Source organism: Enterobacter cloacae complex sp. ECL411 (genome assembly GCF_021869665.1).
GTDB classification, from domain to species: Bacteria; Pseudomonadota; Gammaproteobacteria; order Enterobacterales; family Enterobacteriaceae; genus Enterobacter; species Enterobacter intestinihominis.
Map to the genome: position 1 here is coordinate 1,350,016 of NZ_CP091486.1, position 18,159 is coordinate 1,368,174.

Genomic DNA, 18,159 nt, shown 5'->3' on the forward strand with positions numbered 1-18,159 from the left:
TCATCAAATGATCGATTATGAAGTATTGCGTTTTATCTGGTGGCTGTTGATCGGCGTTCTGCTGATTGGTTTTGCGGTCACCGATGGTTTCGATATGGGCGTGGGCATGCTCACCCGTTTCCTCGGTCGTAATGACACCGAGCGTCGAATCATGATCAACTCCATCGCCCCGCACTGGGACGGTAACCAGGTGTGGCTGATCACCGCAGGCGGCGCGCTGTTCGCTGCCTGGCCGATGGTTTACGCGGCTGCGTTCTCCGGCTTCTATGTGGCGATGATTCTGGTGCTGGCCTCTTTATTCTTCCGTCCGGTAGGTTTTGACTACCGCTCCAAGATTGAAGACACCCGCTGGCGTAACATGTGGGACTGGGGCATCTTCATTGGTAGCTTCGTTCCACCGCTGGTCATTGGTGTGGCGTTCGGTAACCTGTTACAGGGCGTACCGTTCCACGTCGACGAATATATGCGTCTGTTCTACACCGGTAACTTCTTCCAGCTGCTGAATCCGTTTGGTCTGCTGGCGGGCGTGGTGAGCGTGGCGATGATCATCACCCAGGGCGCAACCTATCTCCAGATGCGTACCGTGGGTGAACTGCACCTGCGTTCCCGTGCGACCGCTCAGGTGGCGGCGCTGGTGACGCTGGTCTGCTTCGCGCTGGCAGGCGTGTGGGTCGTGTACGGTATTGATGGCTACGTGGTGACCTCCGCCATTAACCATACCGCACCGTCTAACCCGTTGACCAAAGAGGTGGCGCGTCAGGCTGGCGCATGGCTGGTGAACTTCAACAATATGCCTGCGCTGTGGGCTATCCCTGCTCTGGGTGTGCTGCTGCCACTGCTGACAGTGTTAATGTCTCGTCTGGAGAAAGGCGCTATGGCGTTCGTGTTCTCTTCCCTGACGCTGGCGTGCATTATCCTGACAGCAGGTATTGCTATGTTCCCATTCGTGATGCCATCCAGCACCATGATGAATGCTAGCCTGACCATGTGGGATGCAACGTCCAGCCAGTTGACGTTGAACCTGATGACGTACGTTGCTTGCGTGTTCGTGCCGATTATCCTGCTCTACACCGCCTGGTGTTACTGGAAAATGTTCGGTCGCATCACTAAAGAACATATCGAAAGCAACACCCACTCTATGTATTAAGTAAGGAGCTGAATATGTGGTATTTCGCATGGATTTTAGGGACGCTTCTTGCCTGTGCATTTGGTGTCATCACTGCCCTGGCGCTTGAGCATGTAGAAGCGTCTAAAGCAGGTGAAGATAAGCACTAATGAATATTATCGCAACTTTATATGCGGTAATGGACAAGCGCCCCCTGCGGGCGCTTTCCCTCATTATGGCATTACTGCTGGCGGGCTGTATCTTCTGGGACCCGTCGCGCTTCGCGGCTAAAACCAGCGAGCTTGAGATCTGGCACGGCTTCTTGATTATGTGGGCGGTGTGTGCAGGTGTGATTCACGGTGTCGGCTTTCGTCCGAAAGCGCTTCACTGGCAGGGCATCTTCTGCCCGCTGATTGCCGATCTGGTTCTTCTCGCCGGTTTGATTTTCTTCTTCTTCTGAATAAGAAATGTCCGTTAATGATATGGGCTTACCCGAGCCCATAAAAATTTACTCTCCGTTTACTTTCCCCCATTCCAAACCATCATTCCCGCGCGTATAGTAGCGAAGTTTGAAAGCTCCAACTTTTCTTGTATTACCGGGATGTAAAGTGAATACAACGCTGTTTCGATGGCCGGTACGTGTCTATTACGAAGATACCGATGCCGGTGGTGTGGTCTACCACGCCAGCTACGTTGCTTTTTATGAACGGGCACGCACAGAGATGCTGCGCCATCATCACTTTAGTCAACAGGTGCTGTTGGCTGAGCGAGTTGCCTTCGTGGTACGCAAGATGACGCTTGAGTATTTTGCGCCTGCCAGACTCGACGATATGCTCGAAGTCCAAACAGAAATTACATCAATGCGCGGAACTTCACTGGTTTTCACGCAGCGGATAGTCAATGCAGAGAACACGGTACTGAACTCAGCTGAAGTCCTGATTGTCTGTGTTGATCCAACCATAATGAAGCCTCGTGCGCTTCCTAAGTCTATTGTCGCGGAGTTTAAGCAGTGACTGACATGAATATCCTTGATTTGTTCCTGAAGGCAAGCCTTTTGGTTAAACTTATCATGTTGATTTTGATTGGTTTTTCAATCGCATCCTGGGCCATCATCATCCAGAGAACGCGTATCCTCAATGCCGCTGGCCGCGAAGCCGAAGCGTTTGAAGATAAGTTCTGGTCGGGTATAGAGCTTTCTCGTCTCTATCAGGAAAGCCAGGGACGCCGTGATAACCTTTCAGGCTCCGAACAAATTTTTTATAGTGGTTTCAAAGAGTTCGCTCGCTTACACCGTGCTAACAACCATGCGCCGGAAGCCGTGGTAGAAGGTGCGTCGCGTGCGATGCGCATCTCCATGAATCGCGAACTGGAAAATCTTGAAACGCATATTCCTTTCCTCGGAACCGTTGGCTCCATCAGCCCGTATATCGGCCTGTTTGGTACGGTGTGGGGGATCATGCACGCCTTTATCGCCCTGGGGGCGGTGAAGCAGGCAACCTTGCAGATGGTGGCACCGGGTATCGCAGAAGCACTGATCGCGACCGCAATCGGTCTGTTCGCGGCAATTCCGGCGGTAATGGCGTACAACCGTCTGAACCAGCGCGTGAATAAACTGGAACTGAACTACGACAACTTTATGGAAGAGTTCACCGCGATTCTGCATCGTCAGGCGTTTACCAGCACCGAGAGCAACAAGGGGTAAACCATGGCCAGATCGCGTGGACGAGGTCGTCGCGAGCTCAAGTCCGAAATCAATATCGTTCCGTTACTGGACGTGCTGCTGGTGCTGCTGCTGATCTTTATGGCGACAGCCCCCATCATCACCCAGAGCGTAGAAGTTGATCTGCCGGATGCGACAGAATCACAGGCGGTAAGCACCAATGACGATCCTCCGGTCATCATTGAGGTTTCCGGCGTAGGGCAGTACAGCGTGGTGGTCGAGAAGGATCGTATGGATCAGCTCCCCCCAGAGCAGGTTATTGCTGAAGCGCAACGACGCCTGGAGTCAAATCCGAAGACGGTCTTCTTAATCGGTGGTGCGAAAGACGTACCATATGATGAAATTATCAAAGCGCTGAACTTGCTACATAGCGCGGGCGTTAAGTCAGTTGGCTTAATGACTCAGCCTATTTGATCATCTGCGTAGTTTTTGGGAACCGATAGTGTCAAAGGCAACCGAACAGAACGACAAGCTTAAGCGAGCGATAATCGTCTCCGCAGTGCTGCACGTGATTCTTTTTGCAGCGCTGATCTGGAGTTCGTTCGATGAGCACATTGATGCATCGGGCGGTGGTGGAGGCTCATCCATCGACGCCGTCATGGTAGATCCCGGTGCGGTAGTGCAGAACTATAATCGTCAGCAACAGCAGCAGGCAAGCGCAAAACGCGCTGAAGAGCAGCGTGAAAAACAGGCGCAACAGCAGGCGGAAGAGCTGCGTGAAAAGCAGGCCGCCGAGCAGGAACGTTTGAAGCAGCTTGAGAAAGAGCGTTTGCAGGCGCAGGAAGCCGCGAAAGAGCAGGCGGAGCAGCAGAAACAGGCTGAAGCCGCAGCGAAGAAAGCGCAGGAACAGCAGAAGCAGGCGGAGGAGGCGGCAGCCAAAGCCGCAGCAGACGCTAAGGCGCAGGCAGATGCTCAGGCGAAAGTAGCCGCAGAAGCAGCGAAAAAAGCCGCTGCTGACGCGCAGAAGAAGGCCGAAGCAGAAGCCGCGAAGAAAGCCGCTGCTGATGCGAAGAAGAAAGCGGAAGCCGAAGCCGCGAAAAAAGCCGCTGCTGACGCACAGAAGAAAGCCGAAGCAGAAGCCGCGAAGAAAGCCGCCCAGGAAGCAGAGAAAAAAGCGGCCGCCGAAGCGGCGAAGAAAGCGGCTGCCGCTGAGAAAGCTGCGGCAGAAAAAGCCGCCGCTGCGGAAAAAGCCGCTGCTGATAAAAAAGCTGCAGCTGAGAAAGCCGCTGCCGATAAGAAAGCAGCAGCCGAAAAAGCCGCTGCTAAAAAGGCCGCTGCCGCTGAGAAAGCTGCCGCAGCCGCAGGAGTTGACGATCTGCTGGGCGACCTGAGTTCCGGTAAGAATGCACCGAAAACGGGCGGTGGGGCGAAAGGAAATGGACAGCCGTCAAAAGACAGCGGTACCTCCGGAGCCAACGGTGGGGCAACAGGTGCAGATATCAGTGCTTATGCCAAACAGATCCAGGTTGCGATTCAGAGCCGACTCTTTGATGCAGGCCTGTATCAGGGCAAGCAATGCGTACTGCACATCAATCTTGCGCCAGACGGCAGGTTGAAAAGCGTGACGTCTGAAGGGGGCGATCCTGCGCTCTGTCAGGCTGCGCTGGCCGCAGCCAGATCGGCGAACATTCCTAAACCGCCTAGCGAGGCTGTTTATGAAAGGATAAAAGATGCCAAACTGGACTTTAAGCTGTAATCAACTCTTCTAACGGAAGTATGAAAAACAGTCTATGGTCGTAAACAGGATAAGTAGTTTTGTCTATTTGGGTTTGTTAACATTCTGCTAAATTATCGTGGGTAAGGTTACCCAGATAAGGGAGATATGATGAAGCAGGCATTACGTGTAGCAGTTAGTTTTTTAATGCTGTGGGCAGCTGTACTGCACGCAGAAGTACGTATCGAGATCACCCAGGGGGTGGACTCGGCGCGTCCGATTGGTGTCGTTCCGTTCCAGTGGGCAGGCCCGGGCGCTGCGCCTGAAGATATTGGCGGCATTGTTGCAGCTGACCTGCGTAACAGCGGTAAATTTAACCCATTAGATCGTTCCCGCCTGCCTCAGCAGCCGGGTACTGCGCAGGACGTTCAGCCTGCTGCATGGTCTGCGCTGGGTATTGATGCGGTAGTTGTCGGTCAGGTTACGCCTGCACCAGACGGCGGCTATAACGTTGCGTATCAGCTGGTTGATACCGGCGGTGCGCCGGGTACCGTTCTGGCTCAGAACACGTATAAAGTGAACAAGCAGTGGCTGCGCTACGCTGGCCATACGGCGAGTGACGAAGTGTTCGAGAAGCTGACCGGTATTAAAGGTGCGTTCCGTACCCGTATCGCGTACGTGGTACAGACCAACGGCGGCCAGTTCCCTTATGAGCTGCGCGTCTCTGACTACGATGGTTACAACCAGTTCACCGTACACCGTTCACCGCAGCCGCTGATGTCTCCGGCATGGTCTCCGGACGGCTCAAAGCTGGCGTATGTGACCTTCGAAAGCGGCCGCTCCGCGCTGGTCATCCAGACGCTCTCTAACGGTGCTGTTCGTCAGGTTGCGTCATTCCCACGTCACAACGGTGCACCTGCGTTCTCTCCGGACGGTACCAAACTGGCGTTTGCCCTGTCTAAAACCGGTAGCCTGAATCTGTACGTAATGGATATTGGTTCTGGTCAGATCCGTCAGGTCACGGATGGTCGTAGCAATAACACTGAGCCAACCTGGTTCCCGGACAGCCAGAATCTGGCCTTTACGTCCGACCAGGCAGGTCGTCCACAAGTTTATAAAGTGAATATCAACGGCGGAGCAGCGCAGCGTATTACCTGGGAAGGTTCTCAGAACCAGGATGCTGACGTCAGTGCCGATGGTAAAACAATGGTAATGGTTAGCACTGCGGGTGGTCAGCAGCACATTGCCAAACAAGATCTGGTAACGGGAGGCGTACAAATACTGTCGTCAACGTTCCTGGATGAAACGCCAAGTCTGGCACCTAACGGCACCATGGTAATCTACAGCTCTTCTCAGGGGATGGGATCCGTGCTGAATCTGGTTTCTACAGATGGGCGTTTCAAAGCGCGTCTTCCGGCAACTGATGGACAGGTAAAATCACCTGCCTGGTCGCCGTATCTGTAATAATAATTAATTGATTACTAAAGGAATCTTAGAAATGCAACTGAACAAAGTGCTGAAGGGGCTGATGATCGCTCTGCCTGTTATGGCAATCGCAGCGTGTTCTTCTAACAAGAACGCAAGCAATGACCAGAGCGGCGAAGGCATGATGGGTGCCGGCACCGGTATGGACGCTAACGGCAATGGCAATATGTCTTCTGAAGAGCAAGCGCGTCTTCAGATGCAGCAGCTGCAGCAGAACAACATCGTTTACTTCGATCTGGATAAATACGACATCCGTTCTGACTTCGCTGCAATGCTGGATGCGCACGCAAACTTCCTGCGTAGCAACCCGTCTTACAAAGTCACCGTAGAAGGTCACGCGGACGAACGTGGTACTCCAGAGTACAACATCTCCCTGGGTGAACGTCGTGCGAACGCTGTTAAAATGTACCTGCAGGGTAAAGGCGTTTCTGCTGACCAGATCTCCATCGTTTCTTACGGTAAAGAAAAACCAGCAGTACTGGGTCACGACGAAGCGGCTTACTCCAAAAACCGTCGTGCCGTACTCGTTTACTAAGAGAATTGCATGAGCAGTAACTTCAGACATCATCTGATGAGTCTGTCGTTACTGGTTGGAATAGCGGCCCCCTGGGCCGCTTTTGCTCAGGCACCAATCAGTAGTGTCGGCTCAGGCTCGGTAGAAGACCGGGTCACCCAACTCGAGCGTATCTCTAACGCTCACAGCCAGCTTTTAACTCAACTCCAGCAGCAACTTTCTGACAACCAGAACGATATCGATTCCCTTCGTGGTCAGATCCAGGAGAGTCAGTATCAGCTTAATCAGGTTGTGGAACGCCAGAAGCAAATCTTGTCGCAGATGGATAGCCTGAGCAGCGGCGGTGCGGCTGCACAGCCCGCAGCAGGCGATCAAAGCGGTGCGGTGACGCCTGCACCTGCGGCAGATGCCTCCGCGTCGTCTGGAGCGCCTGTACAAAGCGGTGACGCGAATACGGACTATAACGCGGCCATTGCCCTGGTACAGGACAAATCGCGCCAGGACGATGCTATCGTTGCGTTTCAGAACTTCGTTAAGAAGTACCCTGATTCTACTTACCAGCCAAATGCGAACTACTGGCTGGGTCAGTTGAATTACAACAAGGGTAAAAAGGATGATGCGGCGTTTTATTTTGCCTCTGTGGTGAAAAATTACCCGAAATCACCGAAAGCGCCGGATGCGATGTATAAAGTCGGCGTGATCATGCAGGACAAAGGCGACACTGCAAAAGCCAAAGCGGTTTATCAGCAGGTGGTTGCGAAATTCCCGGGTACAGACGGCGCCAAACAAGCGCAAAAACGTTTGAGTTCGATGGGTTGATTATCGCATGACCAGAAATCGCGTTATTTCTGGTCGTGCAGCATGATTCCTAAGCAGTTAAGTGATCTTCATCGAAATTTTTGTTGCGCAGAATTCTTAAATCAGTAATATATGCCGCCGTTGCCACGGGATATCAAACAACGTGAAAGCAGCGCAAAAGTGGGTCGTTAGCTCAGTTGGTAGAGCAGTTGACTTTTAATCAATTGGTCGCAGGTTCGAATCCTGCACGACCCACCACTTAAAGCAGTTCCGGCAGTACAGAGTGGGTGATTAGCTCAGTTGGTAGAGCATCTCCTTTACACGGAGGGGGTCGGCGGTTCGAGCCCGTCATCACCCACCACTCGGGTCGTTAGCTCAGTTGGTAGAGCAGTTGACTTTTAATCAATTGGTCGCAGGTTCGAATCCTGCACGACCCACCAATTTTATTGGTTCCGAGTGATAATTCAGGCAACACCCGAATGGGTCGTTAGCTCAGTTGGTAGAGCAGTTGACTTTTAATCAATTGGTCGCAGGTTCGAATCCTGCACGACCCACCAGCCTGAATAGATTTGAAGTACATCCCGTAAGGGGTCGTTAGCTCAGTTGGTAGAGCAGTTGACTTTTAATCAATTGGTCGCAGGTTCGAATCCTGCACGACCCACCAATTTTAATGTCTTACTCAGATACTACACGTGAAGGATAACGTTGCTTTAGCAACGGCCCGATGGGCGAGGCGAAGCCGAATCATCCTGCACGACCCACCAGTGTAGAAAGGCGCCCTAAAGGCGCCTTTTTGCTATCTGTCGTTCGCCAGTGCCTTGTAGGTCGGGTAAGGCGAAGCCACCAGCCGACAAATGCTACCGGCATCAATTCCCGATGACATTCCCCCTCAAATTCGCTATCTTGTTTAGTATATAAAACACCATTGCCTCATTTTTGTTATCTCATGCAAAACAAAGGCAATATTGTTAAGCCAGTAAAACGAGAAGCCATAATGAGTGTGATGTTTGATCCCGAAACCGCAATCTATCCCTTCCCGCCGAAGCCAGCTCCGCTAAGCCGGGATGAGAAGCAGTTCTATCGTGAAAAAATCAAGCGCCTCCTTAAAGAGCGTGATGCGGTGATGGTGGCGCATTACTACACCGACCCGGAAATTCAGCAGCTGGCGGAAGAGACGGGTGGCTGTATCTCAGACTCCCTGGAGATGGCGCGTTTCGGTGCTAAGCATTCAGCCTCCACGCTGCTGGTCGCGGGGGTTCGTTTTATGGGTGAAACGGCAAAAATCCTCAACCCGGAAAAAACGATTCTGATGCCTACGCTGAATGCCGAATGTTCTCTTGACCTCGGTTGCCCGATTGATGAGTTCACCGCCTTCTGTGATGCCCACCCTGACCGTACCGTGGTGGTCTATGCCAATACGTCTGCGGCGGTGAAAGCCCGGGCAGACTGGGTAGTAACGTCCAGTATCGCCGTTGAGCTGATTGAACATCTGGACAGCCTGGGGGAGAAAATCATCTGGGCGCCCGATCGTCACCTGGGAAACTACGTACAAAAACAGACCGGTGCGGATGTACTGTGCTGGCAGGGCGCCTGTATCGTTCACGACGAGTTTAAGACCCAGGCACTGACCCGGATGAAACGCTTATACCCGCAGGCCGCAATTCTGGTGCATCCGGAGTCGCCGCAGTCGATTGTTGAGATGGCGGACGCCGTCGGCTCAACCAGCCAGTTGATAAACGCGGCAAAAACCCTGCCGCACAAGCAGCTCATCGTGGCGACCGATCGCGGTATCTTCTATAAAATGCAGCAGGCCGTACCAGAAAAAGAGCTGCTCGAAGCGCCAACCGCCGGAGAAGGGGCGACCTGTCGAAGCTGCGCGCACTGCCCGTGGATGGCGATGAATGGACTTAAGGCGATAGCGGAGGGGCTGGAGATCGGGGGCGCAGCGCATGAGATCCACGTAGACGCCGCCCTGCGCGAAGGCGCGTTAATTCCGCTTAACCGTATGCTGGATTTTGCGGCTACACTACGTACTTAACTTATTACGCCCCGGAGAAAAAATGGATTTTTTTAGCACACAGAACATCCTGGTTCATATCCCGATTGGTGCGGGCGGCTATGACCTGTCGTGGATTGAAGCGGTAGGTACGCTGGCCGGTTTACTCTGTATCTGGCTGGCCAGCCTTGAGAAGATCAGTAACTATGCGTTCGGGCTGATAAACGTCACGCTGTTTGCGATCATCTTCTTCCAGATCCAGCTCTACGCCAGCTTGCTTCTGCAGCTGTTCTTCTTCGCGGCCAATATCTATGGCTGGTACGCCTGGTCGCGGCAAAACAGTCAGCAGGAGGCGGAGCTGCAAATCCGCTGGCTGCCGTTGCCAAAAGCCATTGCCTGGCTCGCGGCCTGCGTGGTGGCAATCGGCTTTATGACCGTCTTTATTGACCCGGTATTTGCCTTCCTGACGCGCGTGGCGGTCTCGGTCATGTCGGGTCTGGGATTAAACGTGACGATGCCTGAGCTTCAGCCTGATGCCTTCCCGTTCTGGGATTCCTGCATGATGGTGCTTTCGATTGCCGCAATGATCCTGATGACCCGTAAATACGTTGAAAACTGGCTGCTGTGGGTGGTCATCAACGTGATTAGCGTGGTGATTTTTGCCCGTCAGGGCGTTTATGCCATGTCGTTGGAGTATATGCTGCTGACCGTCATTGCCCTGAACGGTAGCCGCATGTGGATCAACAGCGCGCGTGAGCGTGGCTCTCGCGCGCTTTCCCGCTAATGGTGATGCTCGTGTGAGTGGCCGGACTGCGCCTCGTTCAGGTGACAGTCTGGCCCGTTACAGGGCTGGTACTCCATCTGGATAGTGGAGTGCGCAATTTCGTAGTGATGCTCAAGGAAGTGCCGAATACGTTCAAGCAACGCATCGTGATCGTGGGGCGGAATAACCTGAACGTGCAGCGTCATAAGCGGTTTCTCACCCACCAGCCAAACGTGAACGTGGTGAACGTTACGGACTTCAGGAATGGAACGACACAGATTGCGTTTTAGCTCGCCAATATCCAGCGACGTGGGAGCGCCTTCCAGCAGTTCATTCACGCTCTCTTTCAACAGCCGCCAGGCACTGCGTAATACAAGGCACGATACCAGCACGGAAAGAATCGGGTCGATGGGGGTCCAGCCCGTACCCATAATGATCAGCGCGGCGACGATGGCACCTACGGAACCCAGCAGATCGCCCAGCACGTGAAGCGCCGCGGCCCGTACGTTCAGATTTTTTTCGCTGCTGCCGCGGTGCAATATCCAGAATGCCAGAATATTGGCGACCAACCCGGCAATAGCAATCACCATCATCGTCGTTCCGGCTACCGGTTGTGGATGACGAAAGCGCTGAAACGCCTCCCAGACGATAAGAATGGTAATAACCACCAGTGCAATCGCATTCACGAACGCAGCAAGTGTGGTCAGTCTGAGCCAGCCAAAGGTGTGGCGGGCATTGGGAGGGCGACGGGCAAACTGCACGGCCAGCAGAGCAAACAGGAGCGCGGCAGCGTCGGTCAGCATATGCCCGGCATCGGCCAGCAGCGCCAGCGATCCGGAGATCAGTCCGCCTGTCACCTCAATAATCATAAAGGTGGCAGTGACGCCAAAAGCCAGCAGAAGCCGTTTGGCATTTTCATCGCCAGTGGAATGGGAATGGGAGTGGGAGTGCGCCATGGTATCGTTCCTGATTTATTATTATTTTTAGTGTAGCGTTTTTAAGAGCTTAAATAAAAAAGGAGAGCATTCGCTCTCCCTCTTTTACCTTACGGAAGGTTACTGGGTAGTACCGTCCGTTTTGGTATTGGCATCGCTGCCCACTTTGTCATTCGGGTCCGGGCATTTCCCGTCTTTACACATTGAGTTTTTGTGAACTTCGTCAGTGCTCATACCGTCATGGTTCATCGTGCCGGTATTCGTACCGCCGGTGTTGGTATTGCCCGTGTTGATATTACTGTTATCAACATTATTTGGCGCGATATTCTGTTTTGCATCCGGCGCAACCTGGCCCGCTTCGGCAGCGGCATTCGCGTCGCCGTTGCTGCCGGAGGAGCCTGTATCGGCTGCCAGTACGCTACCGCTTGCCAGGGTAAGGGTTGCCGTCAGGAAAAGCGTAGTCAGTTTCGTCATTTTCATCATGGTGCTCCTGTTCTTATCGTTACGCTGGATAACATTCTCCAACAGTGCATCTTGTTCAGTGGCGAAAGATCCCAGATTCCTGAATTATGTCAGGATGGAATCGCGTATAAATTTTTAAAAACAGTCGTTACAAGTAAAAAGCTTAGGCGAGATCTCATTTTTCGCTATTTTGTTGCGTATTTTAGGCGAATTCCAGGAATTATCTGCGCGAAGTGTAAAAGCCCGTTTACACTTCGTGACCGACAAGTTAGATTGAAAGCATTGCTTTCATTACTAAAGATATGGCAGAGCCGGAAAGAAGATGAATTATCAGAACGACGATTTACGCATTAAAGAGATCAATGAGTTATTACCTCCCGTAGCGCTCCTTGAAAAATTCCCCGCCACCGAAAATGCCGCCAACACGGTGTCTCATGCCCGCAAGGCGATCCACAAGATCCTGAAAGGTAGCGACGATCGTCTTCTGGTGGTCATCGGACCGTGCTCCATTCACGATCCTGCTGCGGCCAAAGAGTACGCGTCACGTCTGCTCACCCTGCGCGAAGAGCTGAAGGGCGAACTGGAAATTGTGATGCGCGTTTATTTCGAAAAACCGCGTACCACCGTGGGCTGGAAAGGGTTGATCAACGATCCGCACATGGACAACAGTTTCCAGATCAACGACGGCCTGCGTATTGCGCGTAAGCTGCTGCTGGAGATTAACGACAGCGGGCTGCCTGCTGCCGGAGAATTCCTCGATATGATCACCCCGCAGTATCTGGCTGACCTGATGAGCTGGGGCGCTATTGGTGCGCGTACGACTGAATCGCAGGTTCACCGTGAGCTGGCGTCTGGCCTGTCATGCCCGGTGGGTTTCAAAAACGGCACTGATGGCACCATCAAAGTCGCTATTGATGCCATCAATGCGGCTGGCGCGCCGCACTGCTTCCTGTCGGTGACTAAGTGGGGCCACTCGGCTATCGTGAATACCAGCGGTAATGGCGATTGCCATATCATTCTGCGCGGCGGTAAAGAGCCTAACTACAGCGCTAAACACGTAGCGGAAGTGAAGGCGGGTCTGGAGAAAGCGGGACTGGCGCCGCAGATCATGATCGATTTCAGCCATGCGAACTCAAGCAAACAGTTCAAAAAGCAGATGGAAGTTGGTGCAGACGTTTGTCAGCAAATCGCCAACGGTGAACGCGCAGTGATTGGGGTGATGATTGAGAGCCATCTGGTGGAAGGCAATCAGAACCTGGAGGGCAGCGAGCCGCTGGTCTACGGTAAGAGCGTGACGGATGCCTGCATTGGCTGGGATGATACCGATGCGATCCTGCGTCAGCTGGCGGATGCGGTAAAAGCGCGTCGCGGTTAAGTTTATCGCGGGAAATAAAAAAGCGTGGATTGCTCCACGCTTTTTTTATGTCCGGCGAAAATTACTTCGCTTTACCCTGGTTCGCCACGGCCGCCGCTTTTGCAGCGATTTCGTCGGCGTTACCCAGGTAGTAATGTTTAACTGGCTTGAAGTTTTCGTCGAACTCGTACACCAGCGGCACGCCGGTAGGGATGTTCAGCTCAAGGATTTCATCTTCACCCATGTTGTCCAGGTATTTCACCAGCGCACGCAGGGAGTTACCGTGAGCAGCGATAATGACGCGCTCGCCGCTTTTCAGGCGTGGCAGAATGGTTTCGTTCCAGTAAGGCACAACGCGGTCGATGGTCAGCGCCAGGCTTTCGGTCTGCGGCAGTTCAGCCTCAGTCAGCTTCGCGTAACGCGGATCGTGGCCCGGGTAGCGCTCGTCATCTTTGCTCAGCTCTGGAGGCGTGACCGCAAAACCACGACGCCACTGCTTAACCTGCTCGTCACCGTATTTTTCTGCGGTTTCTGCTTTGTTCAGACCTTGCAGCGCACCGTAGTGACGCTCGTTCAGTTTCCAGGATTTCTCAACCGGCAGCCAGGCCTGATCCAGCTCGTCCAGGATGTTCCACAGGGTATGGATGGCACGTTTCAGCACAGAGGTGTAAGCAAAGTCAAAGGTGAAGCCTTCTTCTTTCAGCAGCTTACCTGCCGCTTTTGCTTCGCTCACGCCTTTCTCGGACAGATCAACGTCATACCAACCGGTGAAGCGGTTTTCGTTGTTCCACTGGCTTTCGCCGTGGCGCACCAGGACAAGCTTAGTATTAGCCATTTCTTACTCCTCAAGCATTTTGAATGATAACAATTCTCATTATATTGCCGTGACTGTGCCAGCAGCAACGCTTAACCCTAACCATAGCGAAAATAGTTCGAGAGTGTAAGATGCATGTGAATCCAGGGTTATGATTTTGTCTGCGATCGCCGCTATTTTCAGCAAGCGGAGCAGAAAAAAGCCCTCGCGGTGAGGGCCAGGCTTTTTTGCCGGATGGCGCTTCGCTTATCCGGCCTACATTCGTAGGCCCGTGCACGCGTAGCGCCGCCGGACATTATGCGCGCGGAATGAAATGATACTCTGTGACGCTTACGTACTCTTCACCCGGACGCAGCACGCAGTCCGGCTGCGGCCATTCAGGATGGTTAGGACTGTCCGGCAGGAACTCGCTCTCCAGCGCCAGACCTTGCCAGGCGGCGTAGTCGTTATGTTCACGCGCCGTGGTCCCCTCCAGGTAGTTACCGGAGTAGAACTGCAGGGCAGGGGCGGTGGTGTAGACCGTCATCTGTAACTTCTCATCCGCAGACCAGACCTGTGCGGCAGGTTGAGAAAGATCGCCTTTCGCCTGCAACAGGAAAGCGTGGTCGTAGCCTTTCACCTTGCGCTGATCGTCATCACTCAGGAAATCCTGGGCGATGGTTTTCGGCTGACGGAAATCAAAGCTATTACCGCTTACCGGTTTCAGCCCCTGATAAGGGATCCCCATCTCATCGACCGGCAGATACGCGTCCGCCAGGATCTGGAGTTTGTGGCTGCGGACATCGGTCTGATTGCCGTCAAGGTTGAAATAGGCGTGGTTAGTCAGGTTGACCGGGCACGGCTTGTCGACGATCGCGCGGTACTCAATGGCGATACGATTATCTTCGGTCAGGGTAAAGCGCGCGGTTGCGGTGAGATTGCCCGGGAAGCCCTGGTCTCCGTCGAGGGAGTCCAGAGAGAACCAGACCTCACGGTCATTTTGCTGCACAATCTTCCAGCGACGTTTATCAAACCCTTCGGGGCCGCCGTGCAGCTGATTTTCACCCTGGCTGGCAAGCAGGGAATAGGTTACGCCGTCCAGCGTAAACCGGCTTCTGGCGATGCGGTTGGCGTAGCGGCCTATGGATGCGCCCAGAAAAGCGGTCTGCTCGATATACTGCTCGGGCGATGCGCAGCCGAGCAGGGTTTCGCGCACGCTGCCGTCAGGCATTGGTACGCGGGCAGAAAGTAACGTTGCGCCCCAGTCCATCAGCGTAACCACCATCCCGGCGCTGTTGCGCAGGGTCAACAGGCGATACGGCAGACCATCCGGTGCGAGAGTAGGTGTTTCGTTTAGCACTGTCCGGCTCCTTGTGATGCTTTGCAGACATAGAAAGTTTCTTTGATGCCCGTTTTGGCTTCGTACTGTTTAGCCACCGCGTCCTGAATGGCAGGGACCAGCTCTTCCGGCACCAGGGCGACGACACAGCCGCCAAATCCACCCCCGGTCATACGCACGCCGCCTTTGTCGCCAATCGTGGCTTTCACAATTTCAACCAGGGTGTCGATTTGTGGCACGGTGATTTCGAAATCGTCGCGCATGGAGGCATGCGATTCGGCCATCAGCTCGCCCATCCGTTTCAGGTCACCTTTCGCCAGCGCGGAGGCGGCTTCTACGGTACGGGCATTTTCCGTCAGCACGTGACGCACGCGCTTCGTGACAACCGGATCCAGTTCGTGGGCAACCTTGTTAAATTCGTCAAGTGAGACATCACGCAGGGCTGGCTGCTGGAAGAAGCGCGCGCCGGTTTCACACTGCTCGCGGCGGGTGTTGTACTCGCTCCCCACCAGGGTGCGTTTGAAGTTGCTGTTGATGATCACCACAGCCGCACCTTTTGGCAGTGGAACCGCTTTGGTCCCGAGGGAGCGGCAGTCAATCAGCAAAGCATGTTCTTTCTTGCCCAGCGCGGAAATCAGCTGATCCATAATGCCGCAGTTGCAGCCCACGAACTGGTTTTCCGCTTCCTGACCATTGAGGGCGATCTGCGCCCCGTCCAGCGGCAGATGATAAAGCTGCTGGAACACGGTGCCGACCGCCACTTCCAGCGATGCGGAAGAGCTTAATCCCGCCCCTTGCGGAACGTTGCCGCTGATCACCAGATCGGCCCCGCCGAAATTCTTGTTACGCTTCAGAAGATGCTTCACCACGCCGCGAACATAGTTCGACCACTGCTGGCTGTCGTGGGTCACGATCGGCGCATCGAGGGAAAATTCGTCAATTTCATTGCCGTAATCCGCGGCGATCACTCGCACGTTACGATCTGAACGTTTCGCGCAGGCGATTACCGTCTGGTAGTCGATGGCACACGGCAGGACAAAACCGTCGTTATAGTCGGTGTGCTCGCCGATCAGATTAACGCGGCCTGGCGCCTGGATAATATGGGTGGCAGGGTAGCCAAATTTTTCTGCAAACAAGGATTGTGTTTTATCTTTCTGACTCATTTTTATACTCCTGATTCGCGGTAATGGACGTCGCTAACGGCACGCAGGCGTTCTGCCGCCTGTTCCGCCGTCAGGTCGCGCTGGGTTTCCGCCAGCATTTCATAGCCCACCATGAATTTACGTACCGTCGCAGAACGCAGCAGCGGCGGATAGAAGTGTGCATGTAACTGCCAGTGTTGATTCTCTTCGCCGTTAAACGGCGCACCGTGCCAGCCCATGGAGTAGGGGAAGGAACACTGGAACAGGTTGTCGTAGCGGCTGGTCAGTTTTTTCAGCGCCAGGGCAAGGTCGTCTCGCTGGGCGTCGCTGAGGTCCGTAATACGCTGAACATGGGCCTTTGGCAGCAGCAGCGTTTCAAACGGCCACGCCGCCCAGTAAGGGACTACCGCAAGCCAGTGCTCGGTTTCCACCACAGTGCGGCTGCCGTCCACCAGTTCACGCTGGGTGTAATCCACCAGCATCGGCGAACCGTTCTGGGCGAAATAGGCTTTTTGCAGCCGGTCTTCACGTTCGGCTTCGTTCGGCAGGAAGCTGTTCGCCCAGATCTGGCCGTGCGGATGCGGGTTAGAGCAGCCCATCGCCGCGCCTTTATTTTCAAATACCTGCACCCACGGATAGGTCTGGCCCAGCTCCGCCGTTTGAGCCTGCCAGGTGCTGACCACCTCTTTCAGCGCCTCAACGCTCAGCTCCGGCAGCGTTTTGCTGTGATCGGGAGAGAAGCAGATCACGCGGCTGGTGCCGCGGGCGCTTTCGCAGCGCATCAGCGGGTCGTTGTTTTCCGGCGCGTCCGGCGTGTCGGTCATCAGCGCCGCAAAATCGTTAGTGAAAACGAAGGTGCCCTTGTAGGTCGGGTTTGTATCGCCCGTCACGCGCGTGTTGCCCGGACAGAGGAAGCAGTCCGGATCGTGCTGTGGCAGCGACTGTTTTGCAGGCGTCTCTTGCGCCCCCTGCCAGGGGCGCTTGGCGCGATGCGGTGAAACTAAAATCCATTGCCCGCTGAGCGGGTTAAAACGACGATGCGGGTGATCGACGGGATTGAATTGCGTCATGACAAATCCTTAATCCGGATAACCCTGCGGATGGCGTGACTGCCAGTGCCAGGTATCCTGTGCCATTTCATCAAGCGTGCGGGTAACACGCCAGTTAAGCTCTTTATCCGCTTTGGTGGCATCGGCCCAGTAAGCCGGGAGGTCGCCATCACGACGCGGCGCGAAGTGATACTTCACTGGCTTGCCGCAGGCTTTACTGAAGGCATTCACCACATCCAGCACGCTGCTGCCGACGCCGGCGCCGAGGTTGTAAATATGCACGCCCGGTTTATCCGCCAGCTGCTGCATCGCCGCCACGTGGCCGTCGGCCAGATCCATCACGTGAATGTAATCGCGCACGCCGGTGCCGTCTTCGGTGGGATAATCGTTACCAAAAATCGCCAGGGAGTCGCGACGCCCTACGGCAACCTGCGCGATATACGGCATCAGGTTATTTGGAATGCCCTGCGGATCTTCACCCATGTCGCCTGACGGATGCGCGCCAACCGGGTTGAAGTAGCGCAGCAGCGCGATGCTCCACTCAGGCTGGGCTTTTTGCAGGTCGGTCAGGATCTGCTCTACCATCAGCTTGCTTTTGCCATACGGGCTTTGCGGCGTACCGGTCGGGAAGCTTTCAACGTAAGGAATTTTTGGCTGATCGCCGTAGACGGTCGCGGAAGAGCTGAAGATAAAGTTTTTAACGTTCGCCGCACGCATGGCGGAGATCAGACGCAGGGTACCGTTGACGTTGTTGTCGTAGTACTCAAGCGGTTTTGCTACCGATTCGCCCACCGCTTTCAGGCCCGCGAAGTGGATAACGGTTTCAATCGCGTGATCGTGAAGGATTTCAGTCATCAATGCTTCATTGCGGATATCGCCTTCCACGAAAGTCGGCTGTTTACCCGCAAGGCGTTCAATGACCGGCAGCACGCTGCGCTTACTGTTGCACAGGTTATCAAGAATGACGACATCGTGGCCGCTTTGCAGAAGTTGTACGCAGGTATGACTTCCTATGTAACCGCTACCACCTGTTACCAGAACTCGCATATT

20 protein-coding genes and 5 tRNA genes are annotated in these 18,159 nt (G+C 54.2%); 18 read left to right on the forward strand and 7 right to left on the reverse strand.

What is annotated here, in order from left to right; all coding sequences use genetic code 11:
• Positions 1 to 7: 7 nt before the first annotated feature.
• The 17 genes from cydB (at position 8) to pnuC (ending at position 10,056) form a co-directional block, all read left to right on the forward strand.
• Positions 8 to 1,147, forward strand: a complete 1,140-nt coding sequence (gene cydB / locus L3069_RS06380) for a cytochrome d ubiquinol oxidase subunit II (RefSeq protein ID WP_022647469.1) — start codon at positions 8 to 10, stop codon at positions 1,145 to 1,147.
• Positions 1,148 to 1,161: 14 nt separating this feature from the next.
• The gene (cydX, locus tag L3069_RS06385) at positions 1,162 to 1,275 is read left to right on the forward strand and encodes a cytochrome bd-I oxidase subunit CydX (RefSeq protein ID WP_014169181.1); all 114 of its coding nucleotides are present in this window, start codon (positions 1,162 to 1,164) and stop codon (positions 1,273 to 1,275) included.
• On the forward strand, positions 1,275 to 1,565 hold the full coding sequence (gene ybgE / locus L3069_RS06390; RefSeq protein ID WP_003858596.1) for a cyd operon protein YbgE: 291 nt from the start codon (positions 1,275 to 1,277) through the stop codon (positions 1,563 to 1,565). Before cydX ends, ybgE begins: the two co-directional genes overlap by 1 nt.
• Positions 1,566 to 1,713: 148 nt before the next feature.
• Positions 1,714 to 2,118: a tol-pal system-associated acyl-CoA thioesterase gene (ybgC, locus tag L3069_RS06395; protein ID WP_003858593.1), complete on the forward strand. Its 405-nt coding sequence runs from the start codon at positions 1,714 to 1,716 to the stop codon at positions 2,116 to 2,118.
• Entirely contained in the window at positions 2,115 to 2,807 is a 693-nt protein-coding gene (tolQ, locus tag L3069_RS06400) for a Tol-Pal system protein TolQ (RefSeq protein WP_022647470.1), read from the forward strand. Before ybgC ends, tolQ begins: the two co-directional genes overlap by 4 nt.
• Positions 2,808 to 2,810: 3 nt before the next feature.
• On the forward strand, positions 2,811 to 3,239 hold the full coding sequence (gene tolR, locus L3069_RS06405) for a colicin uptake protein TolR (RefSeq protein WP_003858589.1): 429 nt from the start codon (positions 2,811 to 2,813) through the stop codon (positions 3,237 to 3,239).
• A gap of 28 nt (positions 3,240 to 3,267) precedes the next feature.
• Positions 3,268 to 4,521: a cell envelope integrity protein TolA gene (gene tolA / locus L3069_RS06410; RefSeq protein WP_023299616.1), complete on the forward strand. Its 1,254-nt coding sequence runs from the start codon at positions 3,268 to 3,270 to the stop codon at positions 4,519 to 4,521.
• Between the two features lie 129 nt (positions 4,522 to 4,650).
• A complete protein-coding gene (gene tolB / locus L3069_RS06415; RefSeq protein WP_022647472.1) occupies positions 4,651 to 5,943 on the forward strand; it encodes a Tol-Pal system beta propeller repeat protein TolB in 1,293 nt (430 codons plus the stop codon).
• A gap of 34 nt (positions 5,944 to 5,977) precedes the next feature.
• The gene (gene pal / locus L3069_RS06420; protein WP_003858578.1) at positions 5,978 to 6,499 is read left to right on the forward strand and encodes a peptidoglycan-associated lipoprotein Pal; all 522 of its coding nucleotides are present in this window, start codon (positions 5,978 to 5,980) and stop codon (positions 6,497 to 6,499) included.
• A gap of 9 nt (positions 6,500 to 6,508) precedes the next feature.
• The gene (gene cpoB, locus L3069_RS06425; protein ID WP_038415699.1) at positions 6,509 to 7,297 is read left to right on the forward strand and encodes a cell division protein CpoB; all 789 of its coding nucleotides are present in this window, start codon (positions 6,509 to 6,511) and stop codon (positions 7,295 to 7,297) included.
• Positions 7,298 to 7,458: 161 nt separating this feature from the next.
• Positions 7,459 to 7,534: transfer RNA gene (locus L3069_RS06430), tRNA-Lys, on the forward strand.
• Between the two features lie 27 nt (positions 7,535 to 7,561).
• Positions 7,562 to 7,637, forward strand: a tRNA-Val gene (locus L3069_RS06435).
• Between the two features lie 3 nt (positions 7,638 to 7,640).
• Positions 7,641 to 7,716, forward strand: a tRNA-Lys gene (locus L3069_RS06440).
• A 41-nt stretch (positions 7,717 to 7,757) separates the two neighbouring features.
• Positions 7,758 to 7,833 (forward strand) — tRNA-Lys (locus L3069_RS06445).
• Between the two features lie 31 nt (positions 7,834 to 7,864).
• A tRNA-Lys gene (locus L3069_RS06450) sits at positions 7,865 to 7,940 on the forward strand.
• Between the two features lie 330 nt (positions 7,941 to 8,270).
• Complete coding sequence (gene nadA, locus L3069_RS06455; RefSeq protein WP_023299618.1) at positions 8,271 to 9,314, forward strand: quinolinate synthase NadA; 1,044 nt, start codon at positions 8,271 to 8,273, stop codon at positions 9,312 to 9,314.
• Between the two features lie 22 nt (positions 9,315 to 9,336).
• On the forward strand, positions 9,337 to 10,056 hold the full coding sequence (pnuC, locus tag L3069_RS06460) for a nicotinamide riboside transporter PnuC (protein ID WP_022647475.1): 720 nt from the start codon (positions 9,337 to 9,339) through the stop codon (positions 10,054 to 10,056).
• Here the strand turns inward: pnuC and zitB are convergent.
• Both zitB and L3069_RS06470 read right to left on the reverse strand, forming a co-directional pair.
• Positions 10,053 to 10,991, reverse strand: a complete 939-nt coding sequence (gene zitB, locus L3069_RS06465; protein WP_022647476.1) for a CDF family zinc transporter ZitB — start codon at positions 10,989 to 10,991, stop codon at positions 10,053 to 10,055. The two genes, pnuC and zitB, sit on opposite strands and share 4 nt — an antisense overlap.
• 99 nt (positions 10,992 to 11,090) lie before the next feature.
• Positions 11,091 to 11,450, reverse strand: a complete 360-nt coding sequence (locus tag L3069_RS06470) for a protein YbgS (RefSeq protein WP_022647477.1) — start codon at positions 11,448 to 11,450, stop codon at positions 11,091 to 11,093.
• A gap of 304 nt (positions 11,451 to 11,754) precedes the next feature.
• Here L3069_RS06470 and aroG point away from each other — a divergent pair, with 304 nt between their 5' ends.
• On the forward strand, positions 11,755 to 12,807 hold the full coding sequence (gene aroG, locus L3069_RS06475) for a 3-deoxy-7-phosphoheptulonate synthase AroG (protein ID WP_022647478.1): 1,053 nt from the start codon (positions 11,755 to 11,757) through the stop codon (positions 12,805 to 12,807).
• Positions 12,808 to 12,868: 61 nt separating this feature from the next.
• On the opposite strand, the gene gpmA is transcribed toward aroG, so the two are convergent.
• The 5 genes from gpmA to galE form a co-directional block, all read right to left on the reverse strand.
• Positions 12,869 to 13,621, reverse strand: a complete 753-nt coding sequence (gene gpmA, locus L3069_RS06480; RefSeq protein ID WP_003858562.1) for a 2,3-diphosphoglycerate-dependent phosphoglycerate mutase — start codon at positions 13,619 to 13,621, stop codon at positions 12,869 to 12,871.
• Between the two features lie 274 nt (positions 13,622 to 13,895).
• Positions 13,896 to 14,939: a galactose-1-epimerase gene (gene galM / locus L3069_RS06485; RefSeq protein WP_023305716.1), complete on the reverse strand. Its 1,044-nt coding sequence runs from the start codon at positions 14,937 to 14,939 to the stop codon at positions 13,896 to 13,898.
• Entirely contained in the window at positions 14,933 to 16,081 is a 1,149-nt protein-coding gene (gene galK / locus L3069_RS06490) for a galactokinase (protein ID WP_038415700.1), read from the reverse strand. The genes galM and galK overlap by 7 nt, the downstream gene beginning before the upstream one ends.
• A gap of 2 nt (positions 16,082 to 16,083) precedes the next feature.
• Positions 16,084 to 17,130, reverse strand: coding sequence for a galactose-1-phosphate uridylyltransferase (gene galT / locus L3069_RS06495; protein ID WP_038415701.1), 1,047 nt, complete (start codon positions 17,128 to 17,130; stop codon positions 16,084 to 16,086).
• 9 nt (positions 17,131 to 17,139) lie between these two features.
• The gene (gene galE, locus L3069_RS06500; RefSeq protein ID WP_022647482.1) at positions 17,140 to 18,156 is read right to left on the reverse strand and encodes a UDP-glucose 4-epimerase GalE; all 1,017 of its coding nucleotides are present in this window, start codon (positions 18,154 to 18,156) and stop codon (positions 17,140 to 17,142) included.
• Positions 18,157 to 18,159 lie beyond the last annotated feature (3 nt).

What these genes read in the sequence shown, in the direction of transcription:
- cydB (WP_022647469.1), top strand. Translation starts at nt 8, where the DNA reads ATGATCGATTATGAAGTATTGCGTTTTATCTGGTGGCTGTTGATCGGC.
- cydX (WP_014169181.1), top strand. Translation starts at nt 1,162, where the DNA reads ATGTGGTATTTCGCATGGATTTTAGGGACGCTTCTTGCCTGTGCATTT.
- ybgE (WP_003858596.1), top strand. Translation starts at nt 1,275, where the DNA reads ATGAATATTATCGCAACTTTATATGCGGTAATGGACAAGCGCCCCCTG.
- tolR (WP_003858589.1), top strand. Translation starts at nt 2,811, where the DNA reads ATGGCCAGATCGCGTGGACGAGGTCGTCGCGAGCTCAAGTCCGAAATC.
- tolB (WP_022647472.1), top strand. Translation starts at nt 4,651, where the DNA reads ATGAAGCAGGCATTACGTGTAGCAGTTAGTTTTTTAATGCTGTGGGCA.
- pal (WP_003858578.1), top strand. Translation starts at nt 5,978, where the DNA reads ATGCAACTGAACAAAGTGCTGAAGGGGCTGATGATCGCTCTGCCTGTT.
- cpoB (WP_038415699.1), top strand. Translation starts at nt 6,509, where the DNA reads ATGAGCAGTAACTTCAGACATCATCTGATGAGTCTGTCGTTACTGGTT.
- nadA (WP_023299618.1), top strand. Translation starts at nt 8,271, where the DNA reads ATGAGTGTGATGTTTGATCCCGAAACCGCAATCTATCCCTTCCCGCCG.
- pnuC (WP_022647475.1), top strand. Translation starts at nt 9,337, where the DNA reads ATGGATTTTTTTAGCACACAGAACATCCTGGTTCATATCCCGATTGGT.
- zitB (WP_022647476.1), bottom strand. Translation starts at nt 10,991, where the DNA reads ATGGCGCACTCCCACTCCCATTCCCATTCCACTGGCGATGAAAATGCC.
- L3069_RS06470 (WP_022647477.1), bottom strand. Translation starts at nt 11,450, where the DNA reads ATGAAAATGACGAAACTGACTACGCTTTTCCTGACGGCAACCCTTACC.
- aroG (WP_022647478.1), top strand. Translation starts at nt 11,755, where the DNA reads ATGAATTATCAGAACGACGATTTACGCATTAAAGAGATCAATGAGTTA.
- gpmA (WP_003858562.1), bottom strand. Translation starts at nt 13,621, where the DNA reads ATGGCTAATACTAAGCTTGTCCTGGTGCGCCACGGCGAAAGCCAGTGG.
- galK (WP_038415700.1), bottom strand. Translation starts at nt 16,081, where the DNA reads ATGAGTCAGAAAGATAAAACACAATCCTTGTTTGCAGAAAAATTTGGC.
- galT (WP_038415701.1), bottom strand. Translation starts at nt 17,130, where the DNA reads ATGACGCAATTCAATCCCGTCGATCACCCGCATCGTCGTTTTAACCCG.
- galE (WP_022647482.1), bottom strand. Translation starts at nt 18,156, where the DNA reads ATGCGAGTTCTGGTAACAGGTGGTAGCGGTTACATAGGAAGTCATACC.